The sequence below is a fragment of the Scytonema sp. PRP1 genome (assembly GCF_036697665.2).
Taxonomy (GTDB): domain Bacteria; phylum Cyanobacteriota; class Cyanobacteriia; order Cyanobacteriales; family Nostocaceae; genus Kalymmatonema; species Kalymmatonema gypsitolerans.
Genome location: NZ_JBAHYJ020000046.1, coordinates 98,045 through 119,399, shown reverse-complemented (window position 1 = coordinate 119,399; position 21,355 = coordinate 98,045). Strand labels below are relative to the sequence as shown.

Below are 21,355 nucleotides of genomic sequence, written 5' to 3'. Positions count from 1 at the left end.
CGCTCATTTTTAGTAGTTAGTACAACAAAACAACCAACAATTCATCACAATTTCTTATTCCCTATTACATTTTATGGCTTCAATTGCTCGTAAGAATTTACTAGAAGACATTCCTCGCTTTTTGGTGGCGCAAGCAGGAATTTTATTTGCCGTTAGCTTAGTCACCATTCAAACAGGTCTTCAATATGGGTTTGCTCGTTCCTCTTCCCAGTTAATTGATCAATCGCGTGCTGACATTTGGGTGTCTTCAAAAAATATGCAGCATTTGGGGCTAACTATACCAATTCCTTACGAACAGGTTACCAAGGCACGTAAAGTCGCAGGTGTAGACAAAGCTGAAGGTGTCATTATTGATGGTGCGTTGTGGCATGAACTACAAACAGACGAAATCACCTCGGTTACGCTGGTTGGCGCAGATCCACAAGGAATGTTATTTGACCGATCAACCATTGTCGCAGGCAGTTTTAATGACTTGAAGCAACCCTTCAGGTTCATTATTGACAAAACTGGCTTGGATGGTATTCATCTTAAAAGCTTGGGTGAGGTAGGAGAAATTAACAATATAGGTGCGAAGTTGGTAGGTTTTACTCAAGGAACTCAGTCAATTATCTTCGGTACCTTGATGTTCACCTCTTTAGAAACTGCCAACACTTATAGAAATTACGGTAGTCAAACAACCGCTTCTCCAACTAACGTAGGTACCTCTGCTAAAAAGCCAACATCAACCGACCAGATTAGCTTCGTTTTGATTCGGGCAAAACCCGGTCAAAATATAAGCAAATTAAAGCGAGATTTAGAACAAGCTTTGCCAGACACCCGCGCGTACACCCGCCAAGAAATGTCTAAAATAACACAAGTCTACTGGCAGGAACGCTCTGGAATTGGATTTATTCTCGGTCTTGGTGCGGTAGTTGGCGTTGTTGTTGGGGCAGTGGTCGTTAGTCAAATTCTTTATGCTTCTGTCACAGATCATATCAAAGAGTTTGGCACCCTTAAAGCGATGGGGGCATCTGATTGGTTTATTTACAATGTAATTATTGAGCAAGCACTATGGATGGCAATTTTAGGCTATCTACCAGGGATCGCTCTTTGTCTAGGGGTGGCAGCTTGGACATCAACAGCACAGGGTATTGTCATTTTAATTACACCTATATCGGCAGCTACTGTTTTTGGAATTACGGTGTTGATGTGCGTCAGTTCTGCTGTTTTTGCGATCCAAAAAGTCACTCGCGTTGATCCAGCGATTGTCTTTAAAGGATAGTTAACTTATCAGTAATTTTACTTTATATATAGTGCCAGTGACTACATAATTAAGTTTGTGATTCTTCAGCACTCGAAAGCACACAACAAATCTCAACTGACAATTAAAAATTGTATATCCCCAAAGAATTTGAGCAAATGACTGATTCTAAAATTCAATCTCATAAATTTGCCCAGAACAAATATCAAATGAATTCCACCGCAACAGGCGCAATTGTTGCCGAAGGGGTGGAAATGGTGATTCATTCCAAGCAGCAGCGCCTTCAAATCCTGAAAGAAGTTTACTGGGAAATCCAAAAGGGTGATATCGAAATTTTAATGGGACCTTCTGGCTCGGGGAAAACGACTTTGCTGTCTATTTTAGCGGGACTGTTGACTCCAACGGCAGGCAGCGTGTATCTACTTGGGCAAGAGATTACCAGAATGTCTCGAACTGAACTAGCTCGCTTCCGAAGGCAGAATATTGGTTTTATTTTTCAAGATTTTAACTTGTTTCCCGCACTAACAGCAATTGAGAATGTAGAAGCAGCCTTGAATGTCAAAGGCATTCGAGGAAAGCCAGCACGCAAAGAAGCACAAGCTTTGTTGGAACAAGTTGGACTGGGGGATAAGGTAAAGCAACTTCCCCGTGATTTGTCGGGGGGACAAAAACAAAGAGTGGCGATCGCCCGTGCTTTAACAGGTCATCCACAGGTGATTATGGCAGATGAGCCAACGGCTGCTTTAGACTCTCACAGTGGACATTTGGTCATGGAATTACTGCGCCAACTGGCAAAAGAACAAGGTTGTACAGTGTTGATTGTCACTCATGACCCCCGAATTTTAGATTTGGCTGACCGAGTTGTTTATATGGAAGATGGGGTACTTAAGCTATGAACAAAAAAAGAATTGTTAAGTTATGTGATGTTTGTAGGGTAGGTATGTATTTCAATTATCTTTCTTGTAAGAAAGATAACTAAACCTTGAAAGAAGCAAACTCTTAATTCAGGGCTGTTTACCCTCCTGAAAGAAAACTTTGTCAACCAATCATTTAGGAAAGTAGAACATGAATATAAGAGCGATCGCCCAAAGGGCAGTGTCAAAGCCAATCGCATTACCTATCCTACTGGGTTTAAGCGCAATGTTGGGTGCTTGCCAAGAGCCTGTAAGAGATGCAAGCAGAAATGATCCGAATTTTGCCCAGTCGGTAGACAATACCAGGAATTACCAGGAGTATTCAGCACGCACAGATGACCGAAATGATAGAGATGACCGAGATGATAGAGATGACCGAGATGATAGAGATGACCGAGATGATAGAGATGACCGAAATGATAGAGATGACCGAAATGATAGAGATGACCGAGATGATAGAGATGACTAAGTAATTCTGTTACTGCACCTTAGAGAACGGGAGAACGAGGAAGAAGGAATTCCTTCAAACTTCATGTAGGGGTTAAAACCCGCACCCATTAAGGTGCGATGTTTTGAGTTCGGTGCTGCGCCTATCTCAAAACCCCTCGCTAACCCTCCCCTTGATAACTCTACCTTCTGCCTTGCCTCAACGATAAATATTCACGCCGACCTACTTAAAACCTCTTTTGATACTCAACAACTGCGCGATTGTCATCATTTAAATTAGTGGTTGCACGCAGACGAATGTTATTGTTAAGCCGATAGTTAATACCCCATTGGAAGGGGTCGCTATTTGTCAAAATCTTCAAGGTGGAGACAGAAAACCTGCGAGTGATATCCACTCCGGCTTCCGCTGCCAACTCCAAAGTTGAACTACTCCTACCTGCTGTCAGAGTGTCGGTGAGGATGGTTGGGAACAGACGCAGTTCGCTCAAACCCAATGCCGTTGCAATCTGATTAAGAGGTTCCTGAAGATTGTTGAACACAGCCGAACCTGCTATATTAATCAGTCCTAAGGTAGTGTCGTTAGTGCGTCCTTCGGTCTCTACAATTCCACCCCCAAGCAGGGCAACAATTTCTGTTTGGCTGCGTACGGGGCTCGAAGTCAGTTCCAGACTTTCATCCAGTTTACTTGCCAGACCTTGCACCCTGGCATCAACACGAACAGTTTCTAAAGCCGCCAACCCTGTGATATTTGGTTTATTGAGGTCAGTATTTTGAATAACGTCAAGTACTTTCGCAAATAGCTGCATGTCTAACTCGGGATCGCGGGGTTGATTTGCTCTAAAAATAGCTTTATGTTTATAGCCACGCGCAAGGTTAAATCGAGTCGTAAATAAATTTACGCTTCCTTCCTTAAGCCGGATAGTTCCTTCTGGTATTGGTTCGCTAAACGAACCGTTGACGTTAAGGGTTCCAGTAGCCCGGAAACTGATAATGAGTGGACGGGTAATTTGTACGTTTTTGCCTAGCTGTAACTGTAGGTCTTTGAACTGAGTCGCTGTATAGTCAGCTTTCGCGGTCTCTTGCTTGACCTGTTTCACACCTGAAACATCTATTTTGCTATTTCCATTGGTCGTTTTTGTAGATTCTGCTAGTAAAACTTGACCATCAGCTAACTGCAATTTACCACCAATCATTGGTTTCAGGGCGGAACCAGTCACCAGCAAGTTACCGCTGACGCCTCCTTGGTAAAGTTCCTTAAGATTCAAAGCCAATTGGTCAAGGCTAACCGTGAGGGGTTGATCTATTTTTGTTTCTTGACTCGAGACAGGAATTTCACCTTGTGCCTCGACTTTACCGTTGTTATTATACTTACCTTGAAGATTTTGCACGACAATCCGGTCTAAACCAAACTGCACTGTTCCTGTAATATCTGTCAGCTTTCCTGGTAAAGCTTGAGATGAAAAAGTGGCATCCTGAAGGGTGGCAATTCCATCTAATATAGGCTGTTGTGTTGTTCCCCGCACCATCAAGTCTATTTGTCCTTCACCTTTTTCAAAGGCGACTTGGTTAGTTAACAGGTTTAAGACTGCCAGCCCTTCATTTTGAACTTTCACGTCCAGATTAATTTGATCGTTATCTGGCTTTACAGAAGCAAAAGGCAACTGATAAGGTACACTACCAGCAATTTTAACTGGCTCTGAACCAGAAACCGTAACGTGGCTGCCAAAGTTCAAGCGACCATTGGTATAGTTGAAACTCGCAGTCGCTGACTCTACGCCTTTTTGATTGAGAGTCCCTTGTGTAATTTGCAATTCTCCCTTTGCCTGTGGATTGTCAATACTCCCTGCTAAAGCTGCTGTGCCGTTGAGATTACCTGTGAAACCAACAGGCAGTTTGACAAAATTATTCAGCACTTGCACGGGGAAATTGACAACCTGCAACTGACCAGATTGTTCATTACCGCCAATATTACCTGTCAAAGCGATCAGGTTGTTCTGAGACTCTAGTCGCAAAGGTAGCAATCTGAGAACACCGTTTTCAAATCTGCCTTGAGCAATCACTTGGTCTGCTTTATATAAACGATCCGGTTCATCTGCCCTACCCCAAACAAAGTTTTGACCGTTTAAATTAAAGCTTACATCCAGCCCGTTCGCTGTTGCAGTATCTACGGAGATTTCACCGTTGAAAGTTCCCTTTAAATCTGCCAATTCCGGTATGGGAGAAACATTGCGACGCTGTTGTTTTTGTTGTACTAGCCGATTTTCAAATTCGCCAAAGCGCTGAAGTTGGGCAGACAAAGGCTGATCTGAAAATCCTACTGACTCGGTGGCATTCAAATCTGCTGCTGTACCGTACTTTGGCTGTGCCAAACCACGTTGAACATCTTGTAATTCATATAACTGTAGTGCAGTCAGGACATCTTGAACTTCACCTTGGGTAACGTTCAGTTTACCTTTGATTTGCGGACCTTTGGGAGTTTGGCTCAAAGTCCCAGCAAGGGCGTAGCGACTCGCACCTTTGACAAATTCGCTATTTGTAATCGTTGCTTGACCATCGCCGTAACGGAATTGTGCCATCAGGCGATCGCCTTTTATGCGTCCTAATTGCGGCTGGGCAATTGCAATATCCCCTTGTGTGGCAAATGTCTTTTGATTAACCTGAAAATCCCCAGTTAAAAATCCAGCGATGACACCCGTACCAAGATGAGTATTCGCAGGCGGGGTGAGATTCAATATCGCCAAGGGGAAGTTTTCCACTTTCATTGCCAAATTGTCCCCTTGAGATTGACCGCTTGCCAATGCATTTTGCCACCGCACTAAGAAAGAGTTGGGACGATTTTTTGCGTCTGCATTGAGAGTAATCCGGTCCCGTGTGCCTGCAACATCTAAATTTAAACCCTGTCCCTGCGCCAATTGGATGTTTCCAGTTAACACCGACTCAAAAGCCAGTCGATTTACCACCAAGTCTCGTAACCTAACTTGTCCTTGTATATTTGGCACAGGTAGTGTACCGCTGATTCTTCCCCCAAAATCGGCTTTTCCTGCTAAAGCCACAGCGCTGGGAAGCTGCATTGGCAACTTTTGCAGATTATAATTCTGTGCTTGAACGTTGAGATTTAATTCAGTAATTTGCGGTATCTCTGTTCCACCAGATTTGGCTAAAATATAACCATTAGCACTTAAACCTGGAGCAGTGGCTCGCTCGACGAGCAGCTTTTGTCCATCCCAGCCAACAACTGCTGTCAGCGGTTGCTCAATACCAGCAATGCCTTGGGAAAGCTGCACCTGACCAGAGGCACGCACGTTGGATATGTTGAAAGTTCCCACAGTGCCTGCCAGTTGCAGTTTCCCGCCAAATTGACCCCGCAACTGCTGCGACAACCGTTTTAATTCCACACCAGAAGCATCAACCACAGCCTGATAACGACCATCAGCAAGTTGGATCTTAGAAGCGGTGACTGTGCCACCTGCAACATTCACTCGTGCCTGACCAGTAGCTTGAATAGCTTGTGGTTTGAAGGAATCAGCTAAACCAGCAACGTTAAACTGACCTGTCAAAGTACCGTTAAATTGCGGTGGTACTTGTGATAATTTTTGCAACGGCACATTACTTGCTTGGAGTTGCGCCTGATAGCGACCGGCTTCCAATTGGATATTAGAAGCAGTCACACTACCACTACCAAAATTGACGCGTGCTTGTCCTGTGGCTACAACAGTTTGCGGTTGAAAGGATTCAACTGAACCAGCAACGTTGAATTGACCGCTTAACCTTCCTTGAGATTGCTTAGGTAATTGTGCCAATTGTTGCACATCTACGTTCTTTGCTTGTAGTTGTGCTTTATACAAACCTTCAGCGACTTGGATATGGTCAGCTGTAATTGCGCCACCACCGACTAATAAGCGTCCTTCGCCAGTAGCACGTAAGGTTTTGAGGTTAAAAGCGTCTGTGTTACCCGAAACTTGGAACTTACCCGCTAATGGTCCATCTAAATTTTGGGGCGCTTGTTTTAGCAAACGCCCCAACCGCACACCGTCAGCAACTAATTCGGTAGAAAAGCTTTGCTCGCCAAATTGGATCTTAGAAATAGCAACTGTGCCACCCGCAACTTGAACTTTTGCGTTATCTGGACGAATTGTGGCAATTTTAAATGGGGCTGAGGTTCCTGATAAGATCAGACGACCGTTGAAGCGTGCGTCATCGAGAGAGACGTTTTGCAGTTGACTGGAGTTGACAAAACGTTGCACCTGTACTTTGGAAGCATCGGCGATCGCTTGCCAACGCTCATTCGCCCAACTGCCAGCAATTTGTACTGTACCACCAGCAACACTGAGAGCAACATTACGGAAAGAAACACTTTTGTCTGGGGCGACAATTGTTTCTCCGCTTCCGGGGTAGGTTGCTTGGGGCGCTTGCCATTGTACCGTTGTCTGAACGTTCTCACCACTGCCAGTCAGTTGTGCTGTACCTGAGACAGTACCAATTTGGAATGCAGGTTTTGTGTCGTAAACAGAGGCAATGGCATCCCCTGGAACGTTCTTTGCCGTGACATTAAAATTTAGCTTGGGAATTTTGTTAACAAATTGAATCGTCCCAGCGCCTGTAACTTCACCGCCTACAGTCGCTTTGCCTTGAATATTTTTAAAAGTAATAATAGATGCGACAGGAGAAAACTCAAACTGTGCGCTGGCACTCTTAAAATCAACTTTGTCAATTTTTGCTTCTTTTACAGTGGCAACTGTGCCAAGCAGAATTGGGTTAGTGATTGATCCAACAACCTGTAAGTCTGCCTGACCTTCCCCAATTGTCGGTACAGGTAATTTGACGTTGAGAGTTTCCCGGACACTTGCCACATTTACCGAATTTACACGCGCTGCTAACTTGTAGCCGGCTTTCGAGTCAATGCTGCCGTTCGCTATTAAAGGGATTTTGCCATAACCAGTGGTGACATTTTCCAGCTCAAGCTGAGTTCCTTGAAAGCGCACGTTACCTTGAGAATTGATAAATGGTAGTGGCATTCGCGGAACTTGAAGTTGAACTCCTTGTCCACTAGCATTACCAAAAACGAGCAAGTTTTGCTGTTTTTGTTTGAGTTGGATGTTTTGAATTTTTAACTCACCCTGAACTCGACCAGCTTGTAACTCCACGGGTAACTTAACGATGCGAGAAACATCAGCAGCAAGGAAGTTTTGCACCCGCAACAACTCTAAGTTGACTTCTTGAGTCTTGGGACGAAAATCTCCCTGTATGGAAAGGTTACCACCGTTATCTGGTTGCCCATCCAAATTAAATTGAATGAGTTTGTAGTTTTCTAATAGTTGGGCAGTTCCGTTGATTTGTGAAAATGCTACGGGAGATGAGGGGGATGAGGGAGATGAGGGGGATGAGGGAGTGAGGGAGCGAGGGAGTGAGGGAGAAACTCCTAATTTTGAATTTTGAATTTTGAATTTTGAATTGATTTCTTCCTCTACCTTATTTGGCTGGGGAACTAACACCAAGTTGGCATTGCGAAACCGCAGTTTGTCCAAATCAGTTTGAATTGGTCCTTTTCGACCTGCCGGCGTTATTTTTGTGGTGAGCCAGCGTCTTTGTTCATCCTGTTCAAGGTAAACATCTGGGTTCACTAAGGTGACGTCTAACTTGAGTTTGTGCTTCAACAGCAACTGTAATGGGTCAAAACCTACCTCTACAACCTCGACTGTCACCTTATCCCGATCTGTAGGTGTTGCGGGAATAGCTGAAGCCCCAAACGTCACTCCCGTAAGCGAAAGTTGTTTTACTTCCCCCAGTTGAACTGGACGGTTCAGTGTAGTAGTAAGATTGGTTTGGGCTAGTGGCACTAAGTCTTTATGAATAAAATTCCATACTCGCCAAGCACCGCCCATAATTCCTATGAGCAGAATTCCGCTCAAGGCAATGCCACCACGGCTTAAAATGAATAACCATTGATGCGTATTATAAATACGGGGGGATTGGGAGTGATGGTCTGAATTACAAGCTTTGGTCATGTCGTCTCACTACTGACTCACCGAAACAGTCTTAAGTGCCTAGTGCTGAGGAACCTCCGCACCGCGCTGTCCTCTTCAAGTCGAGGAACCGTCTTAGGCGAAAAGCTCCCGAATTTATCCGTGGAGCAATCATAGCGTTTTTTCCTTGTTTGATCCCCTAAATTTATTTGAGGGGAATTTCTCCGCACACCCTGCTTTTGATCTACAGGGCTTAGCACTCATAATCAGCACTCATAAACAAATGTAGCTGTCACAGTTGTAGAACCAGCTGGCACACTACTAGCTACGCCTACTCCAGGATAACCGACGATACTAAAGACGGCAGGAGAAATCATGCTTAAAGCTAGATGCGAAATGTGACGCTTATACTTTTGCTAATATTAACTCTGTTAGAAAAAAATTAAAAATATCTAATAAAGCCAGAATTCTTGCCTGGGCTTTTCCTTGGACGCAATCAAGAAGTTTAATTAAAAATAGATCCAAGATGGAAGATTAGATGATTACACCCATGCGTGTTTTTGTATTACTGTTTAACGCTCGCACAGAAAATGAGGGAATTCACACAATTCAAGTGGGCGATGGGCAAAGCCCGGCCTCCGGCCATCGCAATAAGGTTCTGATGTTCGAGTCAGAAGACGACGCTGCACGCTATGCCCTCATGCTTGAAGCTCAAGATTTTCCAACACCCACCGTAGAAGCGTTTGATTCAGAGGAAATTAAGGAATTTTGTCAAAGTGCGGACTATGACTGGGAAATTGTCCCAACTGACAGTGGTTTGGCAATTCCCCCCGAAATGAATGTTGAAGAAACCGATTGGAACCCAGAATCCGAAGAGGACGTTGCTGGGGAAACCCGTTCTCGTAACCAAGAGTCACCGGAAAAACCAGAATTATCTGACTCAGAACTCGAAAGCATTCGCCGCAAACTAGAAGGGTTATTGTAAAAGAGACTCGTTAGTCATGAGTCATGAGTCATGAGTCATTACTAAGGACAGAGAACAAAGGACAAATGACCACGGACAGAGGACAAAGGACAAATGATGAACTTGCAGGGGCGCGGGTATCTTTTAACAGAGCAGGTCAATCCTGATAGTCTTAACCTAGACCAGCTCAGTTCTATTGAATTAGTAGAACTGTTTAATCGCGAAGACGCAAAGGCAGTGGCTGCGGTAGCTGCTGCTAAAGTTCAGTTAGCTGAAGCGATTGAACGCATTGCAGAACAATTGCATCACGGAGGACGCCTGTTTTATATTGGAGCAGGGACAAGTGGTAGGTTAGCGGTGTTAGACGCTGCAGAGTGTCCGCCTACTTTTTGTACGCCCCCAGAGATGGTACAGGGGATAATTGCTGGTGGTGCAGGCGCACTAGTACGCAGTTCTGAAGATTTGGAAGACAACGCCGAAGATGGTGAAGCGGCGATCGCTCAACGACAAGTCACGCAACTTGATGTCGTCGTTGGGATTACAGCGGGTGGGACAACGCCTTTTGTCCACGGCGCGATGAGCGCTGCACGTAGCCGGGGTGCGACTACTATATTTATAGCCTGCGTTCCTGCTGAACAAGTCACTTGTGATGCTGATATTGATATTCGCCTGTTGACTGGACCAGAAATACTTGCTGGTTCAACTCGCCTAAAAGCTGGTACGGCGACGAAACTGGCTTTAAATATCCTTTCTACGGGTGTAATGGTGCAGTTGGGTAAAGTTTACGGCAATCGCATGGTGGATGTGGCGGTAACAAATCAAAAGTTACGCGATCGCGCTTTGCGTATTTTACAAGACCTCACAGGTTTAAGTCGAGAAGCCGCTGGTTTCTTATTGGAACGTAGTGGTAAGTGGGTAAAGTTAGCATTGTTGATGCATTGGACTGGGTTGGAAAAAGAGGAGGGCTTAAAACTCCTATCAGAATACCAAGGTAATCTTAGGGCAGCTGTTGCCAGTTACAAAAACAACAGCCAATCCTGAGAATTCCAGTTTCAGTTATCAATCAAAAGTCAGGAGTGAGGAGTTGTTAACTTCTCACTAACAATTTTTTATGTTACTGAAAATAATACCCCCTTGTTGATAATTTATACTTTACTGCGTACATCTGCGATTAATTATCATTCTATAGAGACTTTAAAACTTATAGTTTACTAAACGATAAAATTAGAATACAGCTTTTAGAAAAAACCATTCTTAAGATAGAGGTACACAATACTTTATTATTTCTAGGGGACGATTGGCTAATTTCTTTGATAATTAGACAATGCTTATATCTGGCATAAATAATTTAAGAATTGCTAATCACTAAATGTTAATTGCTTTCAGCTATTAATCATTTCGCCCTTGGCAATCTTTTTATGCTTTTTTGCTAGCACATCACCTTTTTGTATCTCGATAGACTTCTATGGCAAAGCCAATTGAATTTAATTTATTTGCACCTTACAACGAAGGTGCTGCATTAATTGGTTCTTTTTCAAAGTGGGAAGAAATCCCCATGGAAAAAGGTGACGATGGTTATTTTCGCACAACTGTTGAATTAGAGGATGGTGTTTATCAATATAAATTCCGCGTTCAATCAAAATCGTGGTTTTTTGAACCCGACCAATGGGTTGATGTGACAGACCCCTACGCCACTGATATCGATGAATTGAGTGGAAAAGATAACGGTATCGTACGGATAAAAGACGGGGAAAGAATTACCGATACCTATGTTTGGCAACATGACGATAAACCCCTACCCGCAGACCACGAATTAGTCATTTATGAACTACACGTTGCTGACTTTTCTGGTGGTGAAGATGACCCTTACGCCCGAGGAAAGTACAAGCACGTTGTTGAAAAGTTAGATTACCTTTGTGAACTGGGAATTAATGCCATTGAGTTGATGCCACTCAAAGAATACCCAGGCGATTATAGTTGGGGTTATAACCCGCGTCACTTCTTTGCCACAGAATCAAGTTATGGCTCTACAGAAGAGTTGAAAAAGTTAATTGATGAGTGCCACGGCAGAGGAATTCGTGTTATAATTGATGGTATTTATAACCATTCAGAATCATCAAGCCCGCTAACACAAATTGACCACGATTATTGGTATCATCACTCTCCCCGCGATCCTGATAATAGCTGGGGACCTGAATTCAATTATGAATTCTACGATGAAAAATTAGAGACTTATCCTGCGCGTAGATTTATTGGTGATACGATCCGTTTTTGGATTCAAGAATATCACGTTGACGGCATTCGCTACGATGCAGCGCGGCAAATTGCTAACTACGACTTCATGCACTGGATTGTGCAAGAAGCTAAAAAAACTGCTAGCATGAAGCCTTTTTACAACATAGCCGAACACATTCCTGAAACTCCCAGTATCACCAATGCAGATGGACCGATGGATGGATGCTGGCACGATAGTTTCCTCCATACAATTGTGGCACACCTTTGCGGTGACACTTTTGATTTAGAGCAACTTAAAGATGTCATTGACGCTAAGCGCCAAGGCTTCATGGGTGCTACGAATGTTGTCAATTACTTAACAAACCACGACCACGATCGCTTGATGGTGGAACTGGGGAACCGCGATATTTTTGACGAAGAAGCTTTTAGGCGCATTCGCTTGGGAGTTGCTATCCTCATGACAGCCGTTGGTGTGCCTTTGATGTGGATGGGGCAAGAGTTTGGCGAGTACAAGCCGAAAACACAAGAGTCATCAAAAATTGAATGGGGATTGCTAGGCAATGACCTAAATCGCGGCTTGTTTGAATACTACAAAGGTTTAATTAGCCTGCGTAAACAAAATCATGCCCTCTACACAGAAAATATTGACTTCATCCACGAAAATCCAGAGGCAAAAGTGTTTGCTTACAGTCGGTGGAACGGTGAAGGTTCTCGTGTTGTGGTTGTGGCGAATTTCTCAGAAAACTTCTTAGCTGGGTATCACGTTCCTAACTTCCCTAACAGTGGTACATGGCACGAGTGGACAGCTAATTATGATGTAGAAGCTGGCGACGATGGTATTCTCACTGATATAGGACCATACGAAGCCAAAGTGTTTGTTTGGCAATAAACGGAACCGCCTCACCGCCATAGTGTCAACAATCATGCTCAAACACGCAATTTAGCGTCGTTTTAGATCCCCCAACCCCCGATCCCTTGGGGGCTAAAGTTTTATCTCCCCCCTTTTTAAGGGGGGATTAAGGGGGGATCGAAAATCTAGATGGTACATCAAAAAATGCTCAAATGCTTGTCAACTAATGATATCAAGTCCGCTTAATTACTTATAATTCCTGCTTGACCTCACCCCAACCCTCTCCTTATTAAGGAGAGGGTGCCGTAGGCGGGTGAGGTTCTTCGTTTTTTATAAGTGTTCATTCGGACATGATATGACTTTGGGCTTAAGTTGACACCAATGCCTCACCGCCAACCCCTCTTTGCCAGGAAACAAGGGTTGGCGGTGAAGTTATGCGGTGAGGTTTAGTTACAAAATCGTGCCGATTTCTTTCAAATAAACCCGTGTCAATGGTTCATCAACTCCCAAGGAATATTCTTCAATCAAACCCTGACGTCTGATAGAGATATTGTCTCCGTTTCTAATCACAACAGTAGAGTCGTCAAAGATGTCCCGCGCCAGCACCATCTCGGTTTCGGTGGGATTATCTAGAACGACTATGTTACTGCCGTGGTAAAACATTCCTTCCTTTTCCAAGACGTCTTCTTCGTACTCTACAATCAGCAAATCAACTTTGGGATTACGCAACAAAGTTAAGACGTTGGTGTTGTAATCCTTACTGAGGATTTTTTCAGAACGATTGACAAAAATTGCGTCACGACAAACAGCGCCTACTGTCCAGTCGGGGTGTTGCAAAAGAATATGGTCAATCGTCTCTTGCAGGTCGTGAACTGAAATGTGGTTGAAAGTGATTGTTGGTATCCTGGCAGATGTACCCGACTCAAAGAAGGTTTCTAGGATACGTGAAGGCACATCAACGCTTTGACCTACGGCAGGGTTAAGATGCATCAAAATGCCGGGTGCGGCGTTGATTTCCAGGATGGCAAAGTCGCCGGACTTCCAAGATTCGGAAAGACTGGGGGCAATTACATCAATACCCAAGCAAGTCAGGCGGAAGTGCAGGGCAATGTCTTGCGCCAAAATAATATTGTCAGGATGAACGGTGCGGGTTGCATCAATGCTGACACCTCCAGACGAGAGATTGGCGACTTTGCGAAGATAAACAGTCCGGTCTTTCTCAATAACGCTGTCCAATGACAAGCGCTGTTGTTCGAGGTACTGTTGCATTGCTTCGTCGGACTGAATCTTGCTCATCGCTGAGGTTGGTGTATCCCAACGTCCTGGTTTTCGGTTTTCCTCTCGGATTAACTCTTCAATGGTTGAGTACCCGTCACCCACAACCCATGCAGGACGGCGTTCAGTGGCGGCAACAAATTTGCCGTTGACACACAGCAAGCGAAAATCTGCCCCTACGATGCTTTTCTCGACGATAACTCGTGTTGGCTCATTTTCTGGAATGGCATCAACTGCCCTATTATAAGCAGATTCCAATTCCTCCTCGTCTCGCACTTCCGCCGTCACGCCAATTCCTTTGTGACCTACCACAGGCTTGACCGCCACTGGGTAGCCAATTTCTCTTGCTACACCAAGGGCTTCCCTTTCTGTGACGACAATATCACCTTTGGGTACTGGAAAGCCTAAGGTTCTTAAAAATGCCTTGCAGTCATCCTTACGGGTGGTGAAGTCGGAATCCAGATGGCTATCACAGTCAAATGTCGTCGCAACGCCACGAATTTGTTTTTTTCCGTAGCCGTATTGCATCAGTCCTTCTTCCCACAGATAGAAGGCGGGAATACCTTTTTTGTGAGCTGTTCGCAATAAGGCGTAAACCGTAGGACCACCGTAAACAGAGAGGCGGAATCTATTTTGAAGTGTCGAAATCTGCTCAAAGTCAATATCTTCGTCTTGAGTTATGGCTTCAAACCAATCCCAAACGAAATAAAGCACACCTCGAGTTGTGCGTTCGTGAAGCGATTGCACAGCACACGTCGCATAATTTTCATAAGGCTTGACACTCCAACGCTCGAGGTGCAAACCCATATCCAGCTTTCCTACTTCTGCCACAGTGCGGGCAAACAAATGCGCATAGGAATCGTACGTCTCGTCGCGCAGGTGTGGGTAGCGATCGCTAATTTCTTTGACGTAATCTTCAATAGGCAGAGCTCTGCCAGTTGTCGTCAGAGCAAAATCAAATACTAGCGCCCCTGTATCCAAATAGGGATTTGGTCCGATGTAATGCTTGAATTTGAAAACATCGAATGCATCAGTTTTTCTGGCGTTAATGCGAACCGCATCGGTGATTCTGTCTTGAACCATATGATTATAGACCTTCGGCTAAACACCCTGGAATCTTGAGGCTATATGCCTTTGGGGAGCCAGTGCGTTACTTGTGATTACCACCAGTTGAAGCATCTGGCTTGTCCCCTGTCGTAGACGCCCAAAGGGCGACTTCTTGAAGGGTAGCAATTGCCGTGACGTGTACTTGTGTTTCCCCAGACGTATTTACTGTCTATTTACTTAACTATCCTTTGGCAAGCGATCGCTCAAGCCTAAGCTACACCTATGTTTTGCGGTTTACTTAAGCATCAATTGCAACGCTTATCCTTGCTGATTATACCCAAATTGCCAAACATTTTCAGCTATCTAAAGGTATAGTCACGTCTCTATAGTAAGTCCTGTTTGTCAATAATTTAAATTGCAGGTGAATTCACGAACTAAATAGAACTGCTATAGCTAAAATATATAACCTTTGAAAGGTGCGATTAGACACTTGTAAATTTTATAAATAGTAAACGTCAGAAAAAATTAAGGAGACGGCAACTATGAGTAGCGTAAAAGCTGATCTCAAAAAAGAAGTTGAACATCTTGCTGAGGAAGCTTTTCACCGCAAGCTGATTTCTGGATATGGCGATGGTCCAGACAGCAACGAGTACCAAATTGTATTTCAGGGTAAGCCCAGACATCTTCCTTTAGAATACGCGCATTCTTTTTTAAGTGACTTACTGTTTGATAGGCAAGTTGATAAATATTCAGAATTCACTGTTTAGCGTTAGACATAAAATACCACATTTATAAAACACCACCAATAGTGAGCGGCACTCACTCACAGAGTTCTCCCGATATGCTAGTAAAATCGGGAGTTTTTTTATTTATTAAGATACATACTATTGATGAAATTTACTTTTCTTCAAAGTCATTTTTGATTATAGAACAACAAGATTCCCAACTTCTTAAAAGAAGTCGGGGAATCTGAGCCTTAAGACAGTGGGCTTTGTGCTTCAATATCTATAAGCATAAGCTCCTAGCTTTTGAATTGCTCGTCTACTGGAATTTGATAGCCGTTAGCGAGGCGATTGGTTGTATTTGCCGTCGCAATAATTCCCATCAGTTCGCCAAACATGGCATCGCTCATACCTTTGGCGTAAGCCCCTGCTGTATGCGAGGCGATGCAGTATTCGCAGCCATTTGTCACACTCACAGCAATGTAAATCAGCTCGCGCATCAGCGGATCGAGTTCGCCAGGGCTAGTCATGACTTGTTTCACCGCTTCCCATGTTCGTTGTAGGGTGGGGGGATGATTGGCTATAGCTTTCCAGAAATTGTTGATAGAGTCAGTCTTACGAGTGGCGCGGATGTCATCGTATACCACACGTACTTCGTCACTGGCTTGTTCGTATTCAATGAGCTTGGTCATCTAAAGGATACAGTGTTAAGGAGGAAAATAAGGTAAAATCCCTGAAGCTATGCTAATTTTTTACACCTGTAAGGCTTTCAGCTTCTTGGATCATAGTAGTATTTATACAATGAAATTTTTCACAATATTTCTGCTGACCATTCTCATTTTAGGGTTTAGATTACCCAGTTTTGGGCAATCTGGAGTCGTGCAGGGACAAGTTGTCATCTCTTCATCGGATGAGAGTTCATTTGTACCAAATCCTGCCACCAATTCCTCTGTGATGATTCACTACTTAGAGGGAGATCCCGGTGGAGCTACAAGCATTCGTTTGGAAAAGAATAAAATAATTGAGAATAACAAGTATCCTGCCGATAGCAGAACTGTTTTTGGTAACCGAACTGTTTACGGTGAAACTTATCAGCAACGCGATCGCGATCTAGGGCAAACTTTCCTCACTGATGACAAAGGTTTTACAGTCGATGCTGTTTACCTGCGCGTGGGACCAAATGAAGTTGAGCGAAATACTCCCAGTGCTAGGGTAGGTATTGAGTTTTTCAAAGTCACAGGTGAACCGCGTTTGAACAACCACGGGACTCCTGGTTTTGTCGGTAAATTTGACCGACAGACGTCTCCGGAACTCGACGATTACCTCGAAGCTGAATCGTATCAATCTATCTATTATGCAACAGGTCAACTACCTAGCGACCTTAAAAAAGACCAATACATGAAATGGCAGCTTAAAGGTGAGCGATTAACATTAGAACCCGACACACATTATGCTTTCATGATTATGTTCCTTGACCGGGGGGAAGAACGCTCACTCTCGCTGTATAATAGTTATTATGGAAAATACTATCCTGACTCAAAAAATCTGTACGTTGGTCATGGTATTCGCCGCGAAGGTAAATCTGATTTTCCTGACCAATGGCAAGACAGGCTTAGTATGCAGCCTGGTACCCTAGGTTTTCCCGATGTATGCACTTTTCGGGATTTGTTTTTCATGATTACAAAGTTTGTACAATCTACCTAGTTATAATTTCTGATAGTAATATGTGTAAATTTGAACCTTTGGCAGTACAAGAAGCGCGTATAGAGTTGCAAAGGTAACTTGACAAACAAATTGTTAAACCCTAACTTTGTAGGTGTTTCATAAAGCACAAAGCGAGGGGGAGAACCCCGAGGAGTTTGCCAAATGCTCAAAACCTTGAAAATTCAATGGATAAAGTTGCGCTTGCCTATTGTTATTGGTGCAGGATTAGTAATGTCTCTAGGTTTGAACGCACCAACAATGTCTCAATCTCCCATACAGGTACCACAATTATCACAGAGTGCTTACTCAAATTTGGGACAATTAAGGATTAATCAACGGTTGTGGAATCGGCAAAATATCTCCAACTATCGCTATACATTAACGAGGAGTTGCTTCTGCACACCCGAAGCTAGAGGACCAGTCATCATTGAAGTGCGTAACGGCAGAACGGCTTCTGTCACTTCTGTTGCCACTGGTCAACCAGTGAATCCAGAACTCTTCCAAAAATATGATACAATAGCCAGGCTTTTTGGTGTGATCAGGGATGCGATCGCCAAGAAAGCATCCAGCCTGACTGTGGAGTACAATTCTACACTCGGCTACCCAACCCAAATTAACATCGATTACGACAGCCAAATGGCCGATGAAGAACTATATCTCACAATTGAGAATCTGGAAGTGATTAACTAAATTTCAACAACATACTATAGCGGTTCTGCTGTTGAGTCCAATACATAGGTTCCGGGCGAACGTCCTTTATAGGTGGCTCCTAAAGATTCGGCCGCATCTTCAATCAAAGGAATTCCATAGTGATCGCAAGCTTCTAAAATCGCGTCGATATCTGCGCTTTGACTGTATAGGTGTACAAAGCTTTGGGCAAGTCTCCTATTGTAGCACGGCGCTGTAGTGTTCCCCACTATAAGTCGGGATTCATATTCCAAGAAATGCGATCGCAGTTAATAAAGACTGGTTTTGCTCTTAAATAGGTAATCGGGTTAGCAGTAACCACAAACGTTAGGCTAGAACAAAAAACTTCATCTCCTGGCTGTATAGCAGCACCATGACTTGCACCTATGACTTGACAAAATTCTTGGTCGAAAGCATCGACATGAGGACCAACAGGGGCGATCCAGTTCGTATCAAAGGCTTCTTTTACGAATTCTAGTTCGCGATCGCCCATATGGGGAGTTGAGAGGAGAATTGGTTTATTCATAGTTCTGTTTGACTTTTCACAAGCCAACCCAAGATTATTTTTGTTGTATTTATTTTGTACAAAATAAATACAGCATTCCCTGATTTTGTGCTTGTATTAATGTTTCCAAAAAAGTATGCATTCTCCCTTGAATCATCTGAAACTCAGAACCAAGGTCAACTCTTTTAAAATTTGCTTATTGGATAATTTGGTATGCTTCTTTAAGCCGATACCAATATAAATAAAGTGGTTTATCAAGCAGTGACTCTAAATTCATTTTACCCGGATACTTTAGTTGGGGAAGATATTGAATTGAGACATTAACATTCCCAATTTTTCTCAAGAAGCGTAAATACGCTAAATATGGTGCATAGAATGGGCTAGCAACTCTACTGTCAAAATTTAGCAATGAAAATATTGCTGCTCCGCCTTTTTTTATAATACGATATGCCTGTTGAAAAGCATTGTACCACTCTGCATCTTAGTAACCGTTCAGGCGGGTTGAAGTGCGCTGAAGGCTACGATTTTCAGTTTATACAAATTCTAAAATTAGGCGAAAAAATTGAGGAACTTGTGAGGTCACTCAACAGTACTAACCGGACAATTTTTACCCAGTTTTATTTATCAATTAGATGAAAAGGCAATTACGCAAACGGTAAGTAAAATATCTTTAAGAAAGATAAAGTATTTTAGAGAAGCTAATGAGAGTAGGATAATGAAGATGTTTCGTGATGGCATCTCCTTACCCAACTCCCGATAAAATTTGAAAAAGTCTAACCCATTCAAGTTATATTATCTTTCTAAGAAACTATTGCATCCGCGTGCTAAGCCCTTAAATTTGTGAAACACTCTCAGCATCTGTCTGATCTGGCTGACGCAAGTGTTTGGCTTATTTCTCGTAAATTCCCTGACCTAACTAACGCAGACGAATGAACCCAGAGATATTGGTAAGGTTGCAAAACTTGTGTCGAGATCAGGCGGCATTTGAGATGCTCAAGCAGATCCTGGCAGAAGAAGCCCAACAATTCGAGCAGGAAATCAATCAGGCGCATTTCCGGGTGGAGCAGCAGAAGGCATTGTTTCGTGTGATTACCCGTCTGCGGCAACCTCTAGATACGGAAACAATTTTTCAAGCCACAGCTCGTGAGGTTCGCCAACTCTTGAAAGCAGATAGAGTGGGTATGTTTCGCTTTTATCCAAACTCAGGTTGGGATGATGGGGAATTTGTTTCTGAGGACGTGGATCAAGCTTTTAGCTCCGCTATGGCGCAAAAAGTTCACGACCATTGCTTCGGGGATCAGTTTGCACTTCATTATCAGCAAGGTCGGATTCAAGCGGTTTCAGATATTTACAATTATGGGCTGAGCGACTGTCACATTCAGATTCTGTCGCAATTTCAGATACGGGCAAACTTAGTAGTACCGCTGCTGCAAGGTCAGAATCTCTGGGGATTGCTTTGTATTCACCAATGCCGCGCTCCCCGAGAGTGGCAAGCGATAGAAATCGAGTTTGCCACCCAAATTGCTAGCCATTTGGGAGTGGCCCTCCAGCACGCAGAACTTCTGGCTGACCTGCAGGCGGAAGTGCAAGAACGCCAGCAGGCTGAGCAAGCAGTTCAATCTCTAAACCAGGGGCTGCAACGAGCAATCATTGAACTGCAGGCAGTCAACAAGGAGTTGGAAGCTTTTAGCTACTCTGTCTCCCATGACCTACGTGCTCCTTTACGCAGTATTGATGGCTTCAGTCAAGCTTTGTTGGAAGACTGCCACGACCAGCTGAACGCAAACGGGCAGGACTACCTGCGGCGAATTCGGGCAGCTACTCAACGGATGGGGCAATTGATCGATGACCTCCTCAACCTATCCCGAGTCACGCGCAGTGAAATGTATCTGGAACCTGTGGATCTGAGTCTGTTAGCTAGTAGTATCTGTACTGAGTTACAGCAGAGTCAGCCAGAGCGGCAGGTAGAGTTTGTGATTCAAACAGGGCTGTTAGCCCAAGGAGATATCCGTCTCCTGCGAGTGTTGTTGGTAAATTTACTGAATAATGCTTGGAAATTTACCTCTAAGCATACTCAAGCACGGATTGAGTTTAGAGTGAGCAAGAGCGAAAGCGGGGTGCCAGTCTACTTTGTTCGAGATGATGGCGCGGGCTTTGATATGACTTACACTCATAAGTTATTTGGACCCTTTCAGCGATTGCACAATATGAGAGACTTTCCAGGGAATGGAATCGGACTAGCCACAGTACAGCGGATTGTGCATCGGCATGGCGGTCGGGTCTGGGCAGAAGGAGAAGTGGAACGGGGGGCTACTTTTTACTTCACATTAGTAGCAGAGGAGGCAGGGGCTTGAGCGAGGGTAACAAAATAATTCTTCTTGTAGAAGATAATCCGGATGACGAAGCTTTGGCAATCAGAGCCCTGAAGCGCAACCATATCAGCAATGAGATCGTGGTGGCTCATGATGGGGTTGAAGCTTTGGATTACCTGTTTGGCACTGGCGTTCATGCCGGACGAGATATCAGCGTCAAGCCTACGGTGATTTTACTGGATCTGAAACTGCCCCGTATTGATGGTATTGAAGTGTTACGTCGCTTGCGGGAAGACGAACGCACGAGTTTGCTACCCGTGGTGGTTCTAACCACCTCCAACGAAGAACAAGATCTGCTTGATAGTTACAGCCAAGGGTGCAACAGTTACATCCGCAAACCCGTAGATTTTATTCAGTTTTCCGAGGCGATTCGGCAACTGGGGATGTACTGGCTTCTGATGAATGAACCACCGCCTGTTTAGGGAGCTAC

The 21,355-nt window shown here is 44.0% G+C and carries 14 protein-coding genes and 1 pseudogene; 11 read left to right on the top strand and 4 right to left on the bottom strand.

Annotated elements, in window-relative coordinates; all coding sequences use genetic code 11:
- The first annotated feature begins 73 nt into the window (after nt 1-73).
- The 3 genes from V5G28_RS09285 to V5G28_RS09275 all read left to right on the top strand — a co-directional run bounded on the left by V5G28_RS09285 (nt 74) and on the right by V5G28_RS09275 (nt 2,623).
- Nucleotides 74-1,261 (top strand): FtsX-like permease family protein, encoded by a 1,188-nt coding sequence (locus V5G28_RS09285; RefSeq protein WP_332993158.1) that lies wholly within the window; start codon nt 74-76, stop codon nt 1,259-1,261.
- A 137-nt stretch (nt 1,262-1,398) separates the two neighbouring features.
- Complete coding sequence (locus V5G28_RS09280; protein ID WP_096564617.1) at nt 1,399-2,136, top strand: ABC transporter ATP-binding protein; 738 nt, start codon at nt 1,399-1,401, stop codon at nt 2,134-2,136.
- A gap of 169 nt (nt 2,137-2,305) precedes the next feature.
- Nucleotides 2,306-2,623: a hypothetical protein gene (locus tag V5G28_RS09275; protein ID WP_332993154.1), complete on the top strand. Its 318-nt coding sequence runs from the start codon at nt 2,306-2,308 to the stop codon at nt 2,621-2,623.
- A gap of 205 nt (nt 2,624-2,828) precedes the next feature.
- On the opposite strand, the gene V5G28_RS09270 is transcribed toward V5G28_RS09275, so the two are convergent.
- Nucleotides 2,829-8,606: a translocation/assembly module TamB domain-containing protein gene (locus V5G28_RS09270; protein WP_332993152.1), complete on the bottom strand. Its 5,778-nt coding sequence runs from the start codon at nt 8,604-8,606 to the stop codon at nt 2,829-2,831.
- A 496-nt stretch (nt 8,607-9,102) separates the two neighbouring features.
- On the opposite strand from V5G28_RS09270, the gene V5G28_RS09265 reads away from it, so the two are divergent.
- The 3 genes from V5G28_RS09265 (at nt 9,103) to V5G28_RS09255 (ending at nt 12,652) form a co-directional block, all read left to right on the top strand.
- Nucleotides 9,103-9,549: a DUF3110 domain-containing protein gene (locus V5G28_RS09265; protein WP_332993150.1), complete on the top strand. Its 447-nt coding sequence runs from the start codon at nt 9,103-9,105 to the stop codon at nt 9,547-9,549.
- Between the two features lie 93 nt (nt 9,550-9,642).
- Complete coding sequence (gene murQ, locus V5G28_RS09260; RefSeq protein WP_332993148.1) at nt 9,643-10,569, top strand: N-acetylmuramic acid 6-phosphate etherase; 927 nt, start codon at nt 9,643-9,645, stop codon at nt 10,567-10,569.
- A 424-nt stretch (nt 10,570-10,993) separates the two neighbouring features.
- On the top strand, nt 10,994-12,652 hold the full coding sequence (locus V5G28_RS09255) for an alpha-amylase family glycosyl hydrolase (protein ID WP_332993146.1): 1,659 nt from the start codon (nt 10,994-10,996) through the stop codon (nt 12,650-12,652).
- 411 nt (nt 12,653-13,063) lie between these two features.
- On the opposite strand, the gene V5G28_RS09250 is transcribed toward V5G28_RS09255, so the two are convergent.
- On the bottom strand, nt 13,064-14,971 hold the full coding sequence (locus V5G28_RS09250) for an ATP-binding protein (protein WP_096564623.1): 1,908 nt from the start codon (nt 14,969-14,971) through the stop codon (nt 13,064-13,066).
- A 506-nt stretch (nt 14,972-15,477) separates the two neighbouring features.
- On the opposite strand from V5G28_RS09250, the gene V5G28_RS09245 reads away from it, so the two are divergent.
- Nucleotides 15,478-15,702: a hypothetical protein gene (locus V5G28_RS09245; RefSeq protein WP_096564624.1), complete on the top strand. Its 225-nt coding sequence runs from the start codon at nt 15,478-15,480 to the stop codon at nt 15,700-15,702.
- Nucleotides 15,703-15,956: 254 nt separating this feature from the next.
- Here the strand turns inward: V5G28_RS09245 and V5G28_RS09240 are convergent, their stop codons facing one another.
- On the bottom strand, nt 15,957-16,349 hold the full coding sequence (locus V5G28_RS09240; RefSeq protein ID WP_332993142.1) for a carboxymuconolactone decarboxylase family protein: 393 nt from the start codon (nt 16,347-16,349) through the stop codon (nt 15,957-15,959).
- A 109-nt stretch (nt 16,350-16,458) separates the two neighbouring features.
- Between V5G28_RS09240 and V5G28_RS09235 the strand changes: the two genes are divergently transcribed.
- On the top strand, nt 16,459-17,361 hold the full coding sequence (locus tag V5G28_RS09235; protein WP_332993140.1) for a hypothetical protein: 903 nt from the start codon (nt 16,459-16,461) through the stop codon (nt 17,359-17,361).
- Nucleotides 17,362-17,523: 162 nt separating this feature from the next.
- Entirely contained in the window at nt 17,524-18,051 is a 528-nt protein-coding gene (locus V5G28_RS09230) for a DUF6174 domain-containing protein (protein ID WP_332993138.1), read from the top strand.
- Between the two features lie 44 nt (nt 18,052-18,095).
- On the opposite strand, the pseudogene V5G28_RS09225 reads toward V5G28_RS09230, so the two are convergent.
- Nucleotides 18,096-18,574, bottom strand: a pseudogene (locus V5G28_RS09225) (DegT/DnrJ/EryC1/StrS family aminotransferase); the annotation flags it as partial.
- A gap of 908 nt (nt 18,575-19,482) precedes the next feature.
- On the opposite strand from V5G28_RS09225, the gene V5G28_RS09220 reads away from it, so the two are divergent.
- Both V5G28_RS09220 and V5G28_RS09215 read left to right on the top strand, forming a co-directional pair.
- The gene (locus V5G28_RS09220; RefSeq protein ID WP_332993135.1) at nt 19,483-20,907 is read left to right on the top strand and encodes a sensor histidine kinase; all 1,425 of its coding nucleotides are present in this window, start codon (nt 19,483-19,485) and stop codon (nt 20,905-20,907) included.
- Nucleotides 20,904-21,347 carry a response regulator gene (locus tag V5G28_RS09215; protein WP_073630224.1) on the top strand — a complete coding sequence of 148 codons (444 nt, stop codon included), beginning with the start codon at nt 20,904-20,906 and terminating at the stop codon, nt 21,345-21,347. The genes V5G28_RS09220 and V5G28_RS09215 overlap by 4 nt, the downstream gene beginning before the upstream one ends.
- Nucleotides 21,348-21,355: the final 8 nt, after the last annotated feature.